Origin of the sequence: Rhodopseudomonas palustris (assembly GCF_003226555.1) — a bacterium.
Taxonomy (GTDB): Bacteria; Pseudomonadota; Alphaproteobacteria; order Rhizobiales; family Xanthobacteraceae; genus Rhodopseudomonas; species Rhodopseudomonas palustris_I.
Genome location: NZ_QKQS01000023.1, coordinates 929035 through 948926, shown reverse-complemented (window position 1 = coordinate 948926; position 19892 = coordinate 929035). Strand labels below are relative to the sequence as shown.

Below are 19892 nucleotides of genomic sequence, written 5' to 3'. Positions count from 1 at the left end.
CCGCGGTTCAGGGCACCCGGCGGTCGGACGCAGAACAGTTCGGGATTCCGGGTTCGCGCTGCGCGCGCCCCGGAATGACGGCGCTGCGGAGACCGTCATCCAACCGTCATTTGCCGCTCATACGGTCCTGTGCATCAATCAGGACCGTGATGATGATCAGGCATGTTGTGGCGACGGCCTTTGCGTCGCTGGTCGTTATTTCGGCCGCTTCGGCTCAGACCATTTATCCGATCGACCGCGCCGAAATTCTGGCCGGCACCAAGTTCGATCTCAAGGTCGAATTCGCGGGCGAAGTCGCGGCCGACACAGCGAGCCTCACCATCAATGGCGCCGACGCCGCGAGCGTGTTCGGCAAGGCCCCGGAGCTGATCGCGCGCGAGGCCGGTCAGCCGCGGTCGGCGCTGCTGCTGCGCGACGTGACGCTGAATAAGCCCGGCCGCTACACCATCGAGGCCGGCGACGGCACCGCGCGCCGCAGCGTGAGCTGGACCGTGTACGACACCGGGCCGCGGCGGGCCAAGAACGTGATCCTGTTCATCGGCGACGGGCTGTCGCCGGCGCATCGGGTGGCGGCGCGGCTGCTGTCGAAGGGCATCCAGCAAGGCCGGGCGCTCGGCAAGCTGGCGATCGACGACATGCCGCAGATGGCGCTGGTATCGACCGCCGGCAGCGACTCGATCATCACCGATTCCGCCAATGCCGCCAGCGCCTACGCCACCGGCCACAAGGCCGCGGTCAACGCGATGGGGGTCTATGCCGACCGAACTCCGGATCCGCTCGACGACCCCAAGGTCGAAACGCTGGCCTCGCTCGCCAAGCGCAAGCTCGGGCTGTCGGTCGGAATCGTCACCAACACTGAGGTCGAAGACGCCACACCGGCCGCCGTGATCGCCCATACCCGCCGCCGTGCCGCTTACGACGCCATTGTCACGCAGTTCTATGCGGCGCAGCCGGACGTGCTGATGGGTGGCGGGGCCGCTTACTTCTTGCCGAAGAGCGCTGGCGGCAGGCGCAAAGACGATGTCGACTATTTGGCGAAGTTCCGCGAGGCCGGCTACGCGGTCGCGACCACCGCGACCGAGCTGGACGCAGCAGGCAAGGAGAACCCACGAAAACTGCTCGGCCTGTTCGCGCCCGGCAATATGGACGGCGTGCTCGACCGCCGCTTCCTGAAGGGCGGAGGCGTCGCCAAGAATCCGGATCAACCCGATCTTACCCGGCAGGTCGCGGTTGCGCTCGATATCTTGTCGAAGAGCGACGCCGGCTTCTTCCTGATGGTCGAGTCTGGGCTGATCGACAAATACGCCCATGCGCTCGACATGGAACGCGCCGTCTACGACACCATCATGCTCGACAACGCGGTGCGCCAGACCCGCGACTGGGCCCGTGCGCGCGGCGACGATACGCTGATCCTGGTGGTGGCCGATCACAACCATCCCAACGCCCTGGTCGGCACGGTGCGCGACGATCTGGCCGAGGGCGACGACGTACCGCTGCGCGAGCGGATCGGCGTCTACGACCGCGCCGGCTTCCCGAACTATCCGGCGCCCGATGCGGACGGCTATCCGGAACGCGTCGATGTCAGCCGGCGGCTGGCGATCTTCTCGGCCAGCCTGCCGGATCACTACGAGACGCTGCGGCCGAAGCTCGACGGCCCGAACCAGCCGACCGAGGCCGGCGACAAGCCCGGTACCTTCAAGGCCAACGACAAGTACAAAGGCGTGCCCGGCGCGGTGCTGCGTATCGGCAACCTGCCGGCGATGATGAACGCCAGCGTGCACTCCGGCGAGGACGTGATCCTGACCGCCGCCGGTCCGGGCAGCGACCGCGTCCACGGTTCGATGGAAAACACCGACGTGTTCCGGGTGATGGCCGACGCGCTCGGGCTCGGTGCCCCGTCCAAGTAGCCAGCGGCGCGGGGCTTACGCTACCCGCGCCGACCCCATCGCGAACTGCGCGCCGGCCGACGCGCCGCTCTGCTGCAGCTCCAAAAGCCCAGTGATTTCGGCGTTCGGACGGGCCTGACTGAACAGGAAGCCCTGTGCCTCCTGGCAGCCTTCGGCGCGCAGCCAGCTCAGCTCCGCCTCGCTCTCGACGCCCTCGGCCGTGATGGTGACGCCGAGGCCGTTGCCGAGACTGATGATCGAGCGCACGATCGCCTGGGATTCGCGGTTGTCGCACAGCCCGCGCACGAACGACTGATCGATCTTGATCTTGTCGAACGGGAAGCTGCGCAAGTAACTGAGCGACGAATAGCCGGTGCCGAAATCGTCCATCGAGATCCGCACCCCGAGCGCGCGCAGCGCATGCAGCGTCGCCAGCACCTGGCTGCTCTTTTCAAGCAGCAGCGTCTCAGTGATCTCAAGCTCCAGCCGGCGCGCCGGCAGCCCGGACTGCTTCAGCGCATCCATCACCACCGAGAGCAGATTGCCGACGCGGAACTGCAGCGGCGACAAATTGACGGCGATGCGGACGTCGTCGGGCCACCTCGCGGCGTCCATGCAGGCCGAGCGCAGGATCTGCGCGCCGATGGCATTGATCAGGCCGGTGTCCTCGGCAACCGGAATGAACTCGGCCGGCGAGATCATGCCGCGTTCCGGATGCGGCCAGCGCACCAGCGCCTCGGTGCCGGTGATGCGGCCGTCGGCGAGCCGCACCAGCGGCTGATAATACGGGCGCAGCACCTCGCGCTGCAACGCTTCGCGCAGATCGGTTTCGATCTTGCGGCGTGCCTGGGCGCGCGCGTCCATCCCGACTTCGAAGAAACTGAAGGTGCCGCGGGTGTCCTTCTTGGCGCGCGACAGCGCCATGTCGGCGTTCATCAGCAGCTTTTCGGAATCGTCGCCGTCGCCCGGCGCGACCGCGATGCCGATGCTGGCGCCGACCACCACCGGATGGCCCTGCAGCAGATACGGTTCGGCGATCGCGTGCAGCAGCCGCTTGGCGAGCAGCACGATGTCCTCCGGCCGTTTGATGCCGGTCTGGACCACGGCGAATTCGTCGGAGTTGAGCCGCGCCAGTGGATCTTCCTCGCGCAGCGTCGAGCGCAGCCGGCGGGCGACGCCGCGCAGCAGCTTGTCGCCGATAGCGTGGCCGAGGGTGTCGTTGACCGCCTTGAAATTATCGATGCCGACGAACAGTACCGCGATCTTCTCGCCGGTGCGGCGGGTCTGGATCAGCAGTTCGTCGAGCCGCTTGCGCAGCGAATTGCGGTTCGGCAGCCCGGTCAGCCCGTCGTGATGCGCCATGAAGGTGAGCCGCATCTCGGCGCGCTTGCGCTCGGTGATGTCCATCAGCGCCAGCAGCACCGCGGGCTCGCCATTATAGGTGAGCTGACGCGAGTAGATCGCCAGATCGATCAACGACCCGTCGGCTTTGACGTGTTTCCAGGTCCGCGCGGTGCGCTCTTCGTGGGTCTGGTCACCGGCCCACGGCAGTTCGGTGTCGAACGCCTGCAACCGGCGGATCGTGAGCGAGGCGAATTCGGCCGGTGAGTAGCCATAGTGTTCGACTGCGGCGTCGTTAACGGCGAGGATGTGCTCGTCGTTCACTGCGCAGACGATCATCGGCACCGGATTGCTGTCGAACATCAGCCGGAACGAAGCCTCGCGCTGCTTCAGTTCGGTAATATCGACACGCAGGCCGATGATGCCGCCGTCGGAGGTGGTGCGTTCCTCGATCTGAATGCAGCGACCGTCGGCGAGCACTTGCTCGTGGCTCGGGCCCGGATTGAACATCCGCTGCAGCCGTTCGGCGATCCATTCCTCTTCGTGGCCGATCGCCTCTGGATAGTCGCCGCGCGCGATGCCGATCCGCATCGTGTCCTGAATTCGCGCCCCGGGCTCGAACTGATCGGCGCTGGCCTTGTAGATCTCGGCGTAGCGCTTGTTCCACAGGATGTAGCGTCCCTCGGCATCGAGAAACACGATGCCCTGGGGGAGGATGTCGATGGCCTCGCGCAGCCGGGCGTGCGAGCGGCGGGCTTCTTCGAGCGCGGCTTCGACCGCATGTTCGCGTTGGGCTGCGTCGGCGGACCGGACGGGCCGCCGCGATTTCGACGACAGTTTAGGTGCTGGCAGCGCGCTGCGGCGCGTCTGGGCACTGCCGGCAGCTGGACGGATTCGAGCCGCCTTCTTTTTCTTCAGCCGGAACTGCGGCATTCACCACGCCTCACCACGCAAATGACGCCCTCGTTGTGCAATAAGTGTCTGAAAAAATTGTGTAACGGCAGGATGCCGCAGGTTCCGGGGGTGTCGCCAGCGCGGCTGATCTGCCCGACGGGGAGGCAGTTCGGTGCAACCCCTCGGTAAGAAAAGACCGCTCATCGCGGAATTTCGACGGATTTTCCGAGACTTGGACGCCTGGTTGCCCACGCGGTGAGCGATTGCCTACCCAGCGCTCTAAATTGCGCCAGAGTCCTGCAGGGTTAGCGTGGACTTAAAAGACCGGCGGATTTGCCGGCAAAGACTTCTTTTGGCTCGCCGTCGAGACACCAACGCCGGCACAACCCGATCGTGATCGGGCCGGTGTGCGGTATAGTGACCCCATGCGCCGCGCGATTCCCGCAGTTCCGATCCGGCTCGCCAGCCTGCTGGCCGCAATGATCTGGTTCGTCCCCGCCGCCGTAGCCCAAGACAAAGGCACGCTCGACCCCAAGCCGCTACCGCCGCTGGCGCATCCGAACGATCCGGGCGTCGCGGCGCGCGAACTGTTCGCCCGCAAGCTCAGGCCAGCCGCGCTGCCGCCGCGGCCGGTTGGATTCTACGCCAAGGGCTGTATGGCGGGCGGCGAGGCGCTGCCGATCAACGGCCCGACCTGGCAGGTGATGCGGCTGTCGCGCAACCGCAATTGGGCGCTGCCCGAGACGGTGCGGCTGATCGAACGCATCGCCGGCAAGGCCCACGAGCAGGCCGGCTGGCCAGGCATCCTGATCGGCGACATGTCGCAGCCGCGCGGCGGGCCGATGCTGACCGGCCACGCCAGCCACCAAGTCGGACTCGACGCCGATATCTGGCTGACGCCGATGCCGAAGCGGCAGCTATCACGCAACGAGCGGGAAGAGATGTCGGCGGTGATGATGGTGCGCCGCGACCGGCTGGACATCGAGCCCTCGGCCTGGACGCCGACGCATTGGAAGGTGATCCGCGGCGCGGCGCAGGAGCCGCAGGTCGACCGCATCTTCGTCAACGCCGCGATCAAGAAGGCGCTGTGCCGCGAAGCCAAAGGCGACCGGGGCTGGCTGCACAAGGTGCGGCCGATGTACGGGCACGATTATCACTTCCACATCCGGCTGCGCTGCCCGGCCGGTGTCGACGGCTGCGAGGCACAGGCCGAACCGCCGCCGGGCGAGGGCTGTGGCGCTGCGGATTTCGCCTACTGGTTCAGCGACGCGGTGCTGCATCCGAAGCCGCCGACCAAGCCGCCGCCGCCACGGCACCAGCTCACACTGTCGGAGCTGCCGGCCGAATGCCGCGCGGTGCTGAACGCGCCGGACAAGAAGCCGGACTAACCATGTCCAAGGCGTCTGGGCCAGACTAAACGCCTGCGAGCAGCGACCAGACTTCGGAAAGCTTGGTCTTCAGTTTGTCGAGCCGGGTCGGCGGCGGCGCTTCGTCCTCGTCTTCGGGCAACCGCAGACCGACCACGTTGACCCGTCCGCCGCCGAGACTGCGCGCCACCAGCACGATCGCATCCAGCGGCAGCTCGGCGCCGACCGATGGAGCACGGTCGAGGTTGATGTCGAAATAATCGGCCAGCGTCAGCGCCTCCTCGCCGGAGCGCACGCTGACGCCGTAGGCGGCGGCGAGGTCGCCGAGCGAAGTTTCTCCCGGCACCACAAAGTCGCCGAGCAGATGCGGGTCCGGCGCGGCGGAGGGCGGCATGTCGACGAAGAAACGGTCGAGCGACTCGGCCTTCTCGGGCGGCGCCAGCAGATAGACGTAGTCGCCGGGCGCGATCGGCTCGGCCTCCTCCGGCGTCAGGATGCGTTGGTCGCGGATCACCAGCGTCGGCTTCGACCAGGACGGGATCAGCCCGCGCTTCAGATACAGGCTCTTCGGCCGCACCGCATAGCCGACCAGCTGCTGTTCGAGCTGGCCGGGCAGATCCAATTCGATGCGGCGCGGGCCGCGATCGCTGCGCGGCAGCGCGACGTGCAGCTTGCGGGCCGCGGGCGCCAGCGTCCAGCCCTGCAGCATCAGCGAGATCAGCACCACCACGAAGGCGACATCGAAATACTGATAGGCGTTCGACAGCCCGACCAGCATCGGGATCGACGCCAGGAAGATCGCAACAGCGCCGCGCAACCCCACCCAGGCGATGAACAGCCGCTCCCGCCAATTGAACCGGAACGGCGCCAGGCAGATGAACACCGCGACCGGCCGCGCCACCAGCATCAACGCCAGCGCGATCACCACGGCGGGGCCGATGCTGCTCATCAGCCGCTGCGGCGACGCCAGCAGGCCGAGCAGCACGAACATCACGATCTGCGCCAGCCAGGTGGCGGCATCGAGAAACGCCACCACCGAATTGTGGGCGCGGGTCGGCTGATTGCCGATGATCATGCCGGCGAGATACACCGCCAGAAATCCCGAGGCGTGCGACATCTGCGCAGCGCCGAATACCACCAGGGCTGCGGTCGTGACGAACGGCGCGTGCAGGCCTTGCGGCAGCGCGACGCGATTGAGCGCCATCACCACGATGCGGCCGCCGACCACCCCGATCACCGCACCGAGTGCCGCTTCGCGGACGAATTCGATCAGCACATGCAGGATCGAGCTTTCGCCGCGGGTGATCAGCTCGACCAGCATCAGAGTCAGGAACACCGCGAACGGGTCGTTGGTGCCGGACTCGACCTCCAGCGTCGCGCCGACGCGCGGGCGCAGCCGCAGCCCCTGGGCATGCACCAGCAGGAACACCGCTGCCGCATCCGTCGAGGCCACCACGGCACCGGCCAGCAGGGCCTCGACCCAGCTCAGATCGAGCATGTATTTCGCCACCGGCGCGGTGATCAGCGCCGTCAGCAGCACGCCAAACGTGGCCAGTCCCATCGACGGCGCCAACACCGCCTTGATGCTGGAGAACCGCGTTTTCAGGCCGCCGTCGAACAGGATCAGCGCCAGCGCGACCGAGCCGACCAGGTAAGTGGTGCCGAGATCGTTGAAGGCGAGACCGCCAGGACCGGAATCGCCGGCCAGGATGCCGATGACGAGGAACACCAGCAGCAGCGGCGCGCCGAAGCGCAGCGCCAGCAGGCTCGACAGGATCCCCGCCATCACCAGGATCGATCCGAGCAGAATGGCGACGCTGACCGAGTCGAGGGACTCCATTGCCTCTCTGCAATTTGGTGAGGGTGCGGCTGTTGCATCCTTAACGTCGCCGGATTGCATCGCCAAGAGAGCATTGCGACCGACCACGCCGACCGCGGCCATGTCCGGCCGGCGACCCAGCCGGCCGGCGCCTGCGCTTGCTGCCCGGGGCCGCGGTCACTAGATTGGGCTCAAATCACACACACTCTCATAAGACTGGTCCGCATGAGCTACGTCGACGCCACCGAAACCGCCCAGCGCAAGACCGGGCAGATCAAGCTGCACGGCCCCGCCGGCTTCGCCGGCATGCGCAAGGCCGGCCAGTTGGTGGCGCGTTGCCTCGATGAGCTGGTCGACATCGTCAAGCCGGGGGGTCCGACCTCGAAGATCGACGACTTCGTGCGCGAATTCGCCTTCAGCCATGGCGCCTATCCGGCGACGCTGATGTATCGCGGCTACCGCTACTCGACCTGCACCTCGCTCAATCACGTGGTCTGCCACGGCATGCCGGGCGACCGGCCCCTGAAGGAAGGCGACATCGTCAATGTCGACGTCACCATGATCCTGGACGGCTGGTACGGCGACTCCAGCCGGATGTATCCGGTCGGGCCGATCGCCCGCAAAGCCGAGCGGCTGATCGACGTCACCTACGAGTCGCTGCTGCGCGGCATCGCCGCGGTGAAGCCGGGCGCCACCACCGGCGACATCGGCCACGCCATCCAGAGCTTCGTTGAACCGCAGCAGATGAGCGTGGTGCGCGATTTCTGCGGCCACGGCCTCGGCCGCCTGTTCCACGACGAGCCGAACATCATCCATGTCGGCAGCCCGGGGCAGGGTGCGGTGCTGAAGCCCGGCATGTTCTTCACCATCGAGCCGATGATCAATCTCGGCAAACCCTATGTGAAGATCCTGTCCGACGGCTGGACCGCGGTGACGCGCGACCGCTCGCTCTCGGCGCAGTTCGAACACTCGATCGGCGTCACCGAAGACGGCTGCGAGATCTTCACGCTGTCGCCGAAGAACCTCGACAAGCCGCCGTTCCAGAGCTGAACGGCAGTCGACCTTCCGGGGCGCGCCGTCAGGCGCGAACCCGGAATGACTCGTTGCGAGACCTCGCTCCGCAGAGCAAGCGCAGCGCGTGTAGCGTGGGCAAAGGCGCACTGGCGCCGTGCCCACGCGTGACCCCTGGCGCGTCGACGTTCCGCGAGACGATGGGCACGCTTCGCTTTGGCCACCCTACGCTTGAGGACTAACCCGCTGCCGCGACCCGCCCGTAATCCATCGCCTTCAGATCACTGATCAGGTCCGGACCCGACGGCGTCCAGTTCAGGCGCTTGCGGGTCCAGGCGCTGGACGCCGGCATGTCGAGGCCCATGAAGGGGCTCATCCAGCCGAAGTGATCACCGACCGCGTCGGGGGCGAGCGAGCGGACCGGGACGCCGAGTCCGGCGCCGATGGTTTCGGCGATCAGGCGCAGGCTGATGCCCTCCTCGGCGACCGCATGATAGCGCGCGCCGGGCTCGTGATGGTCGAGCGCGAGCCGATACAGCCGCGCGACATCGTCGACATGGGCGGCCGGCCAGCGGTTCGTTCCGTCGCCCACATAGGCCGACAGACCCTTGGCGCGGCTGATCTCGATCAGCGGTGAGATCAGTCCCTGCCTCTCCGGATCGTGCACCTGCGGCAGCCGCACCACCGCCACTGATACACCCTTGTCGGCGGCGTCGCGGCCGGCCTGTTCGCTGGCGACCCGCGGCAGCGGATGATCCCAGTCGGCCGCCTGTTCGACGGCCGGCTGTCCCGGCCCGGTGGCGCCCATCGCCGTGCCCGAGGTGATGATCAGCGGGCGGTTCGAACCGGCCAGCACCTGCGCCATCGCCGCGATGACGCGGCGGTCTTTCTCGCAATTCTCGGCAAAGCGCGAGAACTCGTGGTCGAACGCGGTGTGGATCACGGCCTCGGCCTGCTCGGCACCGCTTGCGACGCTGGCAGGGTCGTCGAGCGTTCCGCGATGGACGCTGGCCCCGGCTTCGGCGAGCCAGCGCTCGCCGGCATCGGACCGCGTCAGTCCGATCACCTGGTGGCCAGCGCCGAGCAACTGTTTGAGGACGCGGGAGCCGATAAAGCCGGTCGCGCCGGTGAGAAAAACACGCATCGAGATACCTCCAATTTGGTCGGCGGCAAATTTGGCGGTATGTCTCACCCGGTTAAAGTCGTGACGTTATCCTGGTATAATTCTCAATAGGATCGCTCGTGCCCGATCAACCCAATGCACTCGGCTCGTACCTGCGCAGCCGCCGTACCAGGCTCGACCCCACCGCGTTCGGTTTCGCGACCGGGCGGCGGCGAACGCCGGGTCTGCGGCGCGAGGAAGTGGCGCAGCGCGCCAATATCAGTGCCACCTGGTACACTTGGCTCGAACAGGGCCGCGGCGGCGCGCCGTCGGCCGCAGTGCTCGACCGCATCGCCAAGGGGCTGATGCTGACCGAGCCGGAGCGCGAGCATCTGTTCATGCTCGCCCTCGGCCGCCCGCCCGAGGTGCGCTACAGGCCGGCCGAAGGCATCACGCCGCGGCTGCAGCGCGTGCTCGATGCGCTGGAATGGAGTCCGGCCATTATCAAGACCGCGACCTGGGATGTGGTCGGTTGGAACAAGGCGGCAGCGGCGCTGCTCACCGACTACGCCAAGCTGGAGCCCGGCCAGCGCAACATCCTGCGTCTGATGTTCAGCGACGGCCGCAAGCGCGTCCGGCGCGAGGATTGGAGCGCCATCGCGCGGTTCGTGGTCGGCGCCTTCCGCGCCGACGTCGCGCGGGCGGGCGCCGGCGGCAGTGACGAAGTGTTCGGCCTCGTCGACGAACTGTGCCGGATGAGCCCGGAGTTCGCCGCGCTGTGGCAAGACAACGACATCGTCGCCCACGGCGAAGGCATCAAATGCATGCATCACCCCGAAGCCGGCCCGCTCGACCTCGAATTCTCCTCCTTCGCGGTCGAAGGCCGCCCCGAACTCGGCATGATCGTCTACAATCCGGCGACGCCCACCGTAGCCGCGAAAGTGCGGGAGCTGATCCTGGCGAAGCGAGGGGAGTAGCTTGAAGCAAACGTAGGGTGGGCAAAGGCGCCTTGCGCCGTGCCCACGCGCCGTCCGATAGCTGCGCGACTGGCGTCACCGACCAGTGGGCACGCTGCACCTTGCCGACCTTATGACGATCTTCATTCCCCGAAGTCACCGCCAATCGCGCGCGCATCGCCGCCCCAATCCGGCGCGAGTAATCCCTGTGCGACATAGCGATGAAAGCTGCTGTGCGGCCAGTCGGAAACCCGCGCGACAATGCCGTGTTTGACCGGATTGAAATGAACGTAGTCGATGTGACGCGCAAGATCACCATCGTCGCGAATCACGTGCTCCCAGTAACGGCGCTGCCAGATGCCCTTCTCGCGTTTGACGAGTTTGCTGGCGGATCGTGCCGGCGACGGCGGCAGGCCGCGGGAAAAGCCGCGCTTGATCAGGCTCCATCGGGTCGGAAAATCGGCGTCGCCCGCCGGCAGTGCCCAGACCGCGTGAAGATGGTCCGGCAGGACGCAGATCGCTACGGTGTCGAACGGACAGCGCTGCCGAGCCGAGCGATAGGCTTGCCGGAGCCTATCGACCTCGTTGACGAGCAGGCTGCTACGGCGGTCGGCGAGTGCGACGGTAAAGAAATAGAGGCCGCCTTCGAATCTGGCTCTCCGGTATCGAGACATCGAACGCCCGATCTGCAACTGCGAGGTGGGCACGGCGCCAGAGCGCCTTTGCCCACCCTACGCTAGCTACTTCTTGGGTCACAACAATAACTAACCAGCTTTCCGCGTCTTCGCAGTCGCCGAGCTGATCCTGGCGAAGCGAGGGGAGTAGCAAACGTAGGGTGGGCAAAGGCGCCGTGCGCCGTGCCCGCGCGCGAGAGTCACCTCAGTCCTCGCGGGCACTGAGGTTGCGGTGAACTAACTGGCCTTCCGAGCCTTGCTGCCCGCCACGCTCCGCGCGGGCTTCTTTCCCTTCGCCGGCTCGTCCTTCGCCTTGCCGGCACCCTGGCCGGAGATCGGCAGCAGCATTTCCTTTTGGCCGGCTGCCGTTTTACGTTTCTTGGTCTTCGCAGGTTTTGCGGCGGCGGGCTTGGCCGCAGTTGAGCTCTTGGGCGCAGCAGCCGGCGCCGACTTGCCGCTTTCGCCGAGGCTCCTGCGCAGCGCATCCATCAGGTCGACGACGTTGTCACCGCGCGGCCGGGCCTGCGGCTTGACCGGCTGTCCGGCCATCTTGCGGTTGATCAGTTCGGTGAGCGCGCTTTCATAATGGTCTTCGAACAGATCCGGCTGGAAGTGGCCGGACTTCTGCTCGACGATATGCTTGGCGAGATCGAGCATGTCCTTGGTGATGTTGACGTCCTGGATGTCGTCGAAATAGTCGCCGACGTCGCGCACCTCGTAGGGATAGCGCAGCAGCATGCCGACCAGACCTTTGTCGCGGGCCTCCAACGCGATGACATGCTCGCGATTGGTCAGCACCACCCGCGCCAGCGCCACCTTGTCCATGCTGCGGATGGTTTCGCGGATCACCGCATAGGCATCGTGGCCGACCTTGCCGTCCGGCACCACATAGTACGGCCGCACCAGATACAGATCGTCGATCTCTGAGCGCGGCACGAACTGATCGATCTCGATCGTGCGGGTGGATTCCAGCGCGATGTTGTCCAGCTCGTCCTTGGTGATCTCGATGTAGCTGTCGGTGTCGACCTTGTAGCCCTTCATGATCTCGTCGGATGAGACCTCGTCGCCGGTTTCGGCGTCGACCTTGAGGTATTTGATCCGATGGCCGGTGGCCCGGTTGATCTGGTTGAAGCTGATCTTCTCGGAATCCGAGGTGGCCGGGTAGAGCGCCACCGGGCAGGTCACCAGCGACAATCTCAGAAAGCCCTTCCAGTTGGCGCGGGGGGCCATGACGCATACTCCACTGCTACTCGAACCGGACTCAAAGCCGGAAGGACTCGGATTCGTTCCCGGGACCGACTATCTTGTGTGCCGAGGAGCGTCAGCGGAGCCGCCGCCATGGTCGATCGTCCCCGGGAATTGCCGCGCGATCTTGCGACGCGGATGGCGCGGCGCAGCACGCCGGCCGACGGCTTCCTGCGCGAGACCTTCGTGCTGCCGCGGCCCGCTGCTCGGGCCAAGGCGAAGGCGTTTCTCGAGGCATGGCCGAAAGCCGCCTATATGAGCAGCGTCGAAACCTGGCGGGAACTGCCGGACGACACCATCGAATTCACCATGCGGCGGCTGCCCAGCGCCGATTGAGCGACCGGCCAAAAGCCTGTTAAGCGGCGGGCGAGGCGACGGAATTCCGGTTGCAAAAGCTGCCCGGCACGGCATGGTTGAGCGATCCGGATGATACCCGGTCGTGGACATGCCGATGGACGATGCCGAGCGATCGCCGCAACCGGGATTTGCCGAAGCGCCGCATTATCACGGCCATCGCGAACGGCTGCGGGAGCGGTTCCGCGAGGCCGGAGCCGATGCGCTGTCCGACTACGAGTTGCTCGAACTGGTGCTGTTTCGGGCGCTGCCACGCCGGGACGTCAAGCCGCTGGCGAAGGCGCTGATCGCCAGGTTCGGCTCGTTCGCCGAGGCGGTGCAGGCGCCGGCCGAGCGGCTGCGCGAAGTCAACGGGCTCGGCGACGCCGCCGTGATCGAGATGAAGCTGATTGCCGCTGCGGCGGCGCGAGTGACCAAGGGACAGGTCAAGCAGCGCACCGTGCTGTCGTCGTGGTCGGCGGTGATCGACTATTGCCGCACCACCATGGCGTTCGCCGACAAGGAACAGTTCCGCATCCTGTTTCTCGACAAGCGCAACCAGCTGATCGCCGACGAATTGCAGCAGGTCGGCACCGTCGACCACACGCCGGTGTACCCGCGCGAGATCGTCAAACGCGGGCTGGAGCTATCGGCGACCGCGGTCATCATGGTGCACAATCATCCCTCCGGCGATCCGACACCGTCACAGGCCGACATTCAGATGACCAAGTCGATCATGGCGATCGCCGAGCCGCTCGGCATCGCGGTGCACGACCACATCATCGTCGGCAAGAACGGCCACGCCAGCCTGAAGGGACTAAGGCTGATTTGAGGCGACGCCGTCTCTTCGCTGACTCGTCATCCTGAGGCGCTCGCCCGTAAGGGCGAGCCTCGAAGGATGCGGAGACGAAGTCTCGGCGGCCCATCCTTCGAGGCCGCCGCTACGCGGCGGTGCCTCAGGATGACGAAGTGCGAGCGGAAAGTGCTTGATCCCGCCGATCGGCATCGGTTGTCAGGACGTGAACGCGCCGTGCCGGCCCTCGCCTTGCGCGAACCGCGTCGCACCTGACAGGGTCTCGCCGGACTGGATCACTTTCAGCCCGCCGCGCATCTCGTTCATGATCGCGTCTTCTTCCGGCAGATCCCATTGCTGGAAGGCGGAGAGGCGGTCTGCGCGCAGGCAGGTTTGCGGGAATTGCGCGATCTGCTTGGCGAGCTCGATCGCGCGCGGCAGCGCCTCGCCGCGCGGCACCAAGCGGTTCGCGAGCCCGATGCGGTGGGCTTCGTCGGCCGCGACCGGACGGCCGGTCAGGATCAGATCCATCGCCTGCGAATGCCCAATCAGCCGCGGCAGCCGGATGGTGCCGAGGTCGATCAGCGGCACGCCGAAGCGGCGGCAGTAAACCCCGAACGTGGCGTCTTCGGCGACCACCCGCATATCCGCCCACAGCGCCAGTTCGAGGCCGCCCGCGACTGCAAAGCCCTCCACCGCCGCGATCACCGGCTTGCCCAGCCGCAGCCGGCTCGGTCCCATCGGTGCCAGTGTATTGTGGCCGGCGATCTCGCGCTTCTTCTCGGCATCGCCCGCCGCCACGGCCTTGAGGTCGGCGCCGGCGCAGAAGGTGCCGCCGGCACCGGTGAACACCGCGATCGAGGCGGTCTCGTCGGCGTCGAAGGCTAGAAAGGCGTCGTACAGCTTCTTGGCGGTGGCGCCGTCGACGGCGTTGCGCCGCTCGGGGCGGTTGATGGTGACAATGGTCACCGGGCCGTCGCGATCGATCCGGACACTGTCCTGGCTGGGCATGGGTTTCTCCCGTTGTTGTCGCCTTGCGTCCCTTGGCGGGATCGTCATGCGACATCGCTGTCACGAGCCGCGATCGCGATCAAGACCTCGGCTTCGGGAGGACGCGCGCCTTGCAGCGTTCGACCGACGGCTCGTCGCTCGGGCTCACACCCGGGGGGCGGGCTCAGCGCTCCGCCACCAGATCGCGATACAGCTTGGCGTAGTGCTGGGCCGGGTTCTTCCACGACACGTCGGTGGTCATGCCGTTGATCTGCAGATTGCGCCAGGCGACGACGTCGGCGAACAGCGCGCGGGTCTTGCCGAACGCCTTGATCAGCGCGTCGGTGGTCACCGGTGCGAACTGCACGCCGGTCGCGACACCGGTCGCAGTCGCCATCTCGTTGGCGTCGACCACGGTATCGGCTAGCCCCCCGACCCGCGCCACCACCGGAACCGCCCCGTAGCGCAACGCGCACAATTGCGTCAGCCCGCAAGGCTCGAACCGCGACGGCACCAACAGCGCGTCGGCACCGGCCTGGATCTGATGCGCCAGCGCTTCGTCGTAGCCGATCACCGCGCCAATCTGGCCGGGATACTTGCGGGCCGCAGCCCCATAGGCTTGCTCGAGTTCGGCGTCGCCGGCGCCGAGCAGGGCGAGCTGTGCACCGCCGCCGGCCAGTTGCGGCAGCGCTTCGAGCAACAGGTCGAGCCCCTTCTGCCACGACAGCCGGCTGATCACGCCGTATAGCAGCGCGCCGGGCTCGGGCTTGAGACCGAACCGCGCCTGCAGCGCCTTCTTGTTCCGAGCGCGGGCCGCGATGCTTTCGACATCGTAGGTGGCGGCGATCAGCGCGTCATTGGCCGGATTCCAGACGTCGGTATCGATGCCGTTGAGGATGCCGGAGAGTCGGCCGCCCCGCAGCCGCAACAGACCGTCGAGCCCCATCCCGGCTTCCGAGCCCTGGATCTCGGCCGCGTAGGTCGGCGACACCGTGGTGATCCGGTCGGCGAGCTGCAGGCCGGCCTTCAGATAGCCAATGCCGCCGTAATACTCGATACCGTCGAGGCTGAAGGCGCGCTGGGGCAGGCCGAGCTTGGCGAGCAGCTCATAGGGAAACCGTCCCTGGAACGCCAGATTATGGATGGTGAAGACGGTCTTCGGCCCCGGCCGGCCGCTGTATTTCAGGTAAGCCGGCAGCAGCCCGGTCTGCCAGTCATGGGCGTGGAGCACGTCGGGCGCGTAGTGCGGCAGCAGGCCCTGGCCGATCCGCGCGCCGACCTGGGCCAGCGCCGCAAAGCGCAGCCCGTTGTCGGGCCAGTCCTTGCCGTCCGGACCGAGATAGGGATTGCCGGGCCGGACATAGAGATGCGGGGCGTCGAGCACCAGCAGATCGAGTTCGCCGCAGCGCGCGGACAGCAGCCGCGCAGTGCCACCGAACAGATCGTGGAAGTCGTGCACCTGGCGTGGATCCTCGATGCCGCCGAGCACGGCCGGATAGCCCGGCAGCAGCGAGGTGACGGCGACGTCGTGAGCGCGCAGGGCGGTCGGCAGCGCGCCGGCAACGTCGGCGAGCCCTCCGGTTTTGATCAGCGGAAACAGTTCCGACGCGATCGACAGCGCCGTCAGAGAGGTCATGAGTCGAGCTTCTCGATCATCGCGCGGGTAATCAGACAAATGCCGCTTTCGGTGCGCCTGAACCGCTTGGCATCGAGTTCGGGGTCCTCACCCACCACCAGGCCGGGCGGCAGCTTGACCTCGGCGTCGACCACGACGTTGGTCAGCCGGCACGAACGCGCGATGTCCGCATAGGGCAGCACCACGGTGTTTTCGACATGCGAATAGGAATGAACCCGGACGCCGGTGAACAGCAGCGAATGCCGCAGTGACGCGCCCGAGATAATGCAGCCGCCCGAAACCAGCGACGACACCGCTTCGCCGCGGCGCCCGTCCTTGTCGTGGACGAATTTCGCCGGCGGCGTGATCTCTCCGTAGGTCCAGATCGGCCATTCCCGATCGTACAAATCGAGCTGCGGCACGATGTCGGTCAGATCGATGTTGGCCGCCCAATAGGCGTCGACCGTTCCGACGTCGCGCCAATAGCTGGTCGCCTCGGAATTCGAGCGACGGCACGACTTGTTGAAGTGATGCGCCACCGCTTTGCCGTGCTTGACCAGATAGGGAATGATGTCCTTGCCGAAATCGTGCGATGAATTCGGTTCGGCGTCGTCGCGGCGCAGTTGGTCGAGCAGAAACTTGGTCTCGAACACATAGATGCCCATGCTGACCAGCGCCTTGTCGGGCTTGCCGGGCATTGCCGGCGGATCGGCGGGCTTTTCCAGGAATGAGATGATGCGGTCGGTTTCATCGACGTGCATCACGCCGAATGCGGTCGCCTCCGCGCGCTCGACTTCGAGGCAGCCGACAGTGACGTCGGCGCCCTGCTCGACGTGCTGCTGCAGCATCTTCTCGTAGTCCATTTTGTAGACATGATCGCCGGCCAGCAGGACGATGAACTTCGGATCGTAGCTCTCGATGATATCGATGTTCTGATAGACGGCGTCGGCTGTGCCCCGATACCACATTTCCTCGGACACGCGCTGGCTCGCCGGCAGAATGTCGAAGCTCTCGTTGCGCTCCGGACGGAAGAAGTTCCAGCCGCGCTGCAGATGCCGAATCAGGCTGTGCGCCTTGTATTGCGTGGCCACTGCAATTCGGCGAATACCGGAATTCAGCGCGTTCGACAGCGCGAAATCGATGATGCGTGACTTGCCGCCGAAGTACACCGCAGGCTTGGCACGCCAATCGGTCAGCTCCATCAGCCGGCTGCCACGTCCCCCTGCCAGCACATAGGCCATTGCGTGACGGGCGAGCGGAGCGGTGACACCTTGACTCATGCGGCCTCTCATTCCAGCGGCCGAAAACCGGCCATTCCTACTTCGCAATCGCGTCTTACGCGCTTCGACAGCGATGTCGCAGTGCCACATAGTGGCTGACGCGTGCAGGCCTTGCAATGCCAGCCAACCGTGTGCCGATGCAACATGCATCGTTCGGTGGGCGCGGTTGACCATGCCGCGGCGTCACGCCGTGGCCGGCATGCATTCAGTCGCGGATTAACCGAGCGGCGTGAACTGGCGATGACGTGGATCAAGCTGGCACGCGATCAGGTTCGAATCCGCACCGGAACCGATTTCGCAGCCGGGGTCTTCGACGGTCCATCGTGGTGCCATAGCGGCATCAGCGGATTCATCTCGGGATAATAGGCGCCGAGGCAACCATCCGGCAGCCTAAACGGCGTCACGCGCAGCGGGCCGACTTCACGATGGACGCCGTCGCCGGCATCGCCTTCGAGCCAGACTTCCTGGCCCTCCGTCAGGCCGGCGCGCGCGATCTCGTCCGGGTTGATCAGCAGCACGTCGCGGCGGCCTTCGATGCCGCGCAGCCGATCGCTCATGCCGTAGATCGTGGTGTTGAACTGGTCGTTCGATCGCATCGTGATCAATCGATAGCGTCCCGCCTTGTCCGCGAAGCCGATCGAATTCAAGCGCTCCGGCGCGGTCAACTCCGCCTTGCCGCTCTCGGTCTTCCAGATCCGCTCGCGCGCCGCGTTGCCCTTGTAGAACCCGCCCGGGGTGAACATCCGCGCATTGAAGTCGTGGAACATCTCCGGATAGCTCTCGGCGATCAGGTCACGCACCAGACCATAGTCGCCGACCCAATCGTCCCATCTCACCTTCGGATTGTCGGGCAGCGTGGCTTTGGCCATTCCGGCGACGATCTCCAGCTCCGACTTCAGCTGGTCGCTCGCCGGACGGCGCAGCCCGACCGAGCCTTGAATGCAACTGAAGGTGTCTTCCATCGTCACCGCCTGCGGGCCGGTGGCCTGGATGTCCTGCTCGGTGCGGCCGAGGCAGGGCAGCAGATAGGCCGCCTTGCCATTGATCAGATGACTGCGATTCAGCTTGGTGGCGATCTGCACGGTGAGCTGCATCCGCGTCCAGGCATCTTCCATCGCGTCCCGCTCGGGAATTGCCCGAACGAAATTGCCTCCGAGCCCGATGAAGGCTTTGACGCGGCCCTCGATGAGGCCATGGCAGGCTTCCACGGTGTTCATGCCCTTGTCGCGCGGCGGGTCGAAGCCGAACTGCTCGGCCATTTTGTCGAGCGGCACCAGCTCGGGCTTTTCGGAGATGCCGACAGTGCGCTGGCCCTGCACATTGGAATGACCGCGCACCGGCGAAATGCCAGTGCCGTCGCGGCCGATATTGCCCCTCAGCAGCAGCAGGTTGACGAACATCGCAACGTTGAGAAAGCCGTGAGCGTGCTGGGTCAGGCCCATGCCGTAGATGCCGATGACACGCTCGGCCTTCACATAGACCTCGCCGGCGGCCTCGATCGCCGCCCGGCCGAGGCCGGACTCCCGCTCGATCTCGTCCCACGAAGTCGCGCGAATCTTGGCCTCGAACTCCTCGAACCCATGGGTGTGCGCCTTGATGAAATCGGCGTCGATCACGCGACGGCCGTCGCGCTTGGCCTCGTCGTCGCGCGCAAACACGTGCTTGCACAGGCCGGTCAGGACGGCGATGTCACCGCCGACCTTGACCTGATGGTACTGACTGCTGATCCGGGTCTCGCGCCCGGTGAGCATCTCGGCCGGGTTCTGCGGATTGACGAAACTCTCGAGCCCTTTCTCGCGCACCGGATTGAAGGTGACGATCTCGACGCCGCGCTCGGCGGCGTCCTGCAGCGGATGCAGGAAGCGCGGGCTGTTCGATCCGGTGTTCTGACCGAAGAAGAACATCGCGTCGCATTTCGACAGGTCGTCGAACACCACCGTGCCGACGCCGACCCCGAGCAATTTCTTCAGCGCCACCGAGGTGGTCTCGTGACACATGTTGGAGCTGTCGGGCAGATTGTTGTGGCCGTACAGCCGCGCGAACAGCGCGTAGAGATATGAGGTCTCGAGGCTGGCGCGGCCGGACGCATAGAAGATCACGGACTTCGGATCGAGCGAGCGCAGATGCTCGCCGATCGCCTGAAACGCTTCGTCCCACGAGCACGGCACGTAATGGTCGGTGGCGGCGTCGTAGCGCATCGGATGCGTCAGCCGGCCCTGCATCTCGAGATCGTAGTCGGACCAACCCCGCAGCTCGGTGACGCTGTGCTCGGCGAAGAACTCCGGCGTGCAGCGCGCGCTGGTCAGCTCCCACAGCGTCGCCTTGGCGCCGTTCTCGCAGAATTCGAAGGTGTGATAGTCGGCGGGCTTCGCCCAGGAGCACGACACGCACATGAAGCCTTTCGGCTTATTCTGGCGCATCAAGGTTTCGATAGCGGCCGGCGAGCTCCACTCCTTGCCGAAGATCCGGCTGATCCCCTGCAACGAACCCCAACCGCCGGCGGGACCGTCATATGTGACCGTGCCGTCGGCGCTGTCGGGAATTTCGGTGTCGTTCAGTCGGGATTCGTCTTGGGACATGCGAGCT

General features: G+C 66.0%; 15 protein-coding genes. 6 read left to right on the top strand and 9 right to left on the bottom strand.

Annotated elements, in window-relative coordinates; all coding sequences use genetic code 11:
• Nucleotides 1-149 precede the first annotated feature (149 nt).
• Nucleotides 150-1907: an alkaline phosphatase gene (locus DNX69_RS16925; RefSeq protein ID WP_110787105.1), complete on the top strand. Its 1758-nt coding sequence runs from the start codon at nt 150-152 to the stop codon at nt 1905-1907.
• Between the two features lie 15 nt (nt 1908-1922).
• Here DNX69_RS16925 and DNX69_RS16920 read toward each other — a convergent pair whose 3' ends face one another.
• The gene (locus DNX69_RS16920) at nt 1923-4160 is read right to left on the bottom strand and encodes a putative bifunctional diguanylate cyclase/phosphodiesterase (protein ID WP_110787104.1); all 2238 of its coding nucleotides are present in this window, start codon (nt 4158-4160) and stop codon (nt 1923-1925) included.
• A gap of 386 nt (nt 4161-4546) precedes the next feature.
• Here DNX69_RS16920 and mepA point away from each other — a divergent pair, with 386 nt between their 5' ends.
• Nucleotides 4547-5509 (top strand): penicillin-insensitive murein endopeptidase, encoded by a 963-nt coding sequence (mepA, locus tag DNX69_RS16915; protein ID WP_110787103.1) that lies wholly within the window; start codon nt 4547-4549, stop codon nt 5507-5509.
• Nucleotides 5510-5534: 25 nt separating this feature from the next.
• Here mepA and DNX69_RS16910 read toward each other — a convergent pair whose 3' ends face one another.
• Nucleotides 5535-7328 (bottom strand): potassium/proton antiporter, encoded by a 1794-nt coding sequence (locus tag DNX69_RS16910; RefSeq protein WP_110787102.1) that lies wholly within the window; start codon nt 7326-7328, stop codon nt 5535-5537.
• Nucleotides 7329-7532: 204 nt separating this feature from the next.
• Between DNX69_RS16910 and map the strand changes: the two genes are divergently transcribed.
• Nucleotides 7533-8357, top strand: coding sequence for a type I methionyl aminopeptidase (gene map / locus DNX69_RS16905; protein WP_110787101.1), 825 nt, complete (start codon nt 7533-7535; stop codon nt 8355-8357).
• Nucleotides 8358-8556: 199 nt separating this feature from the next.
• Here map and DNX69_RS16900 read toward each other — a convergent pair whose 3' ends face one another.
• Complete coding sequence (locus DNX69_RS16900; RefSeq protein ID WP_110787100.1) at nt 8557-9462, bottom strand: SDR family oxidoreductase; 906 nt, start codon at nt 9460-9462, stop codon at nt 8557-8559.
• 98 nt (nt 9463-9560) lie between these two features.
• Here DNX69_RS16900 and DNX69_RS16895 point away from each other — a divergent pair, with 98 nt between their 5' ends.
• On the top strand, nt 9561-10397 hold the full coding sequence (locus DNX69_RS16895) for a helix-turn-helix transcriptional regulator (RefSeq protein WP_207803157.1): 837 nt from the start codon (nt 9561-9563) through the stop codon (nt 10395-10397).
• Between the two features lie 122 nt (nt 10398-10519).
• Here the strand turns inward: DNX69_RS16895 and DNX69_RS16890 are convergent, their stop codons facing one another.
• Nucleotides 10520-11050, bottom strand: coding sequence for an REP-associated tyrosine transposase (locus tag DNX69_RS16890; RefSeq protein WP_110787098.1), 531 nt, complete (start codon nt 11048-11050; stop codon nt 10520-10522).
• 237 nt (nt 11051-11287) lie between these two features.
• The gene (locus DNX69_RS16885) at nt 11288-12280 is read right to left on the bottom strand and encodes a Ku protein (RefSeq protein WP_110787097.1); all 993 of its coding nucleotides are present in this window, start codon (nt 12278-12280) and stop codon (nt 11288-11290) included.
• A 108-nt stretch (nt 12281-12388) separates the two neighbouring features.
• Here DNX69_RS16885 and DNX69_RS16880 point away from each other — a divergent pair, with 108 nt between their 5' ends.
• The gene (locus DNX69_RS16880) at nt 12389-12631 is read left to right on the top strand and encodes a hypothetical protein (RefSeq protein ID WP_110787096.1); all 243 of its coding nucleotides are present in this window, start codon (nt 12389-12391) and stop codon (nt 12629-12631) included.
• 115 nt (nt 12632-12746) lie between these two features.
• Complete coding sequence (gene radC / locus DNX69_RS16875) at nt 12747-13460, top strand: RadC family protein (RefSeq protein WP_425327309.1); 714 nt, start codon at nt 12747-12749, stop codon at nt 13458-13460.
• A gap of 180 nt (nt 13461-13640) precedes the next feature.
• Here radC and DNX69_RS16870 read toward each other — a convergent pair whose 3' ends face one another.
• The 4 genes from DNX69_RS16870 to DNX69_RS16855 all read right to left on the bottom strand — a co-directional run bounded on the left by DNX69_RS16870 (nt 13641) and on the right by DNX69_RS16855 (nt 19885).
• On the bottom strand, nt 13641-14432 hold the full coding sequence (locus tag DNX69_RS16870) for a crotonase/enoyl-CoA hydratase family protein (RefSeq protein ID WP_110787094.1): 792 nt from the start codon (nt 14430-14432) through the stop codon (nt 13641-13643).
• 163 nt (nt 14433-14595) lie between these two features.
• The gene (glgA, locus tag DNX69_RS16865) at nt 14596-16047 is read right to left on the bottom strand and encodes a glycogen synthase GlgA (protein ID WP_110787093.1); all 1452 of its coding nucleotides are present in this window, start codon (nt 16045-16047) and stop codon (nt 14596-14598) included.
• Nucleotides 16044-17306: a glucose-1-phosphate adenylyltransferase gene (gene glgC, locus DNX69_RS16860; protein ID WP_110787092.1), complete on the bottom strand. Its 1263-nt coding sequence runs from the start codon at nt 17304-17306 to the stop codon at nt 16044-16046. Before glgC ends, glgA begins: the two co-directional genes overlap by 4 nt.
• A 266-nt stretch (nt 17307-17572) precedes the next feature.
• The gene (locus DNX69_RS16855; protein ID WP_110787091.1) at nt 17573-19885 is read right to left on the bottom strand and encodes an FdhF/YdeP family oxidoreductase; all 2313 of its coding nucleotides are present in this window, start codon (nt 19883-19885) and stop codon (nt 17573-17575) included.
• Between the last annotated feature and the right edge of the window lie 7 nt (nt 19886-19892).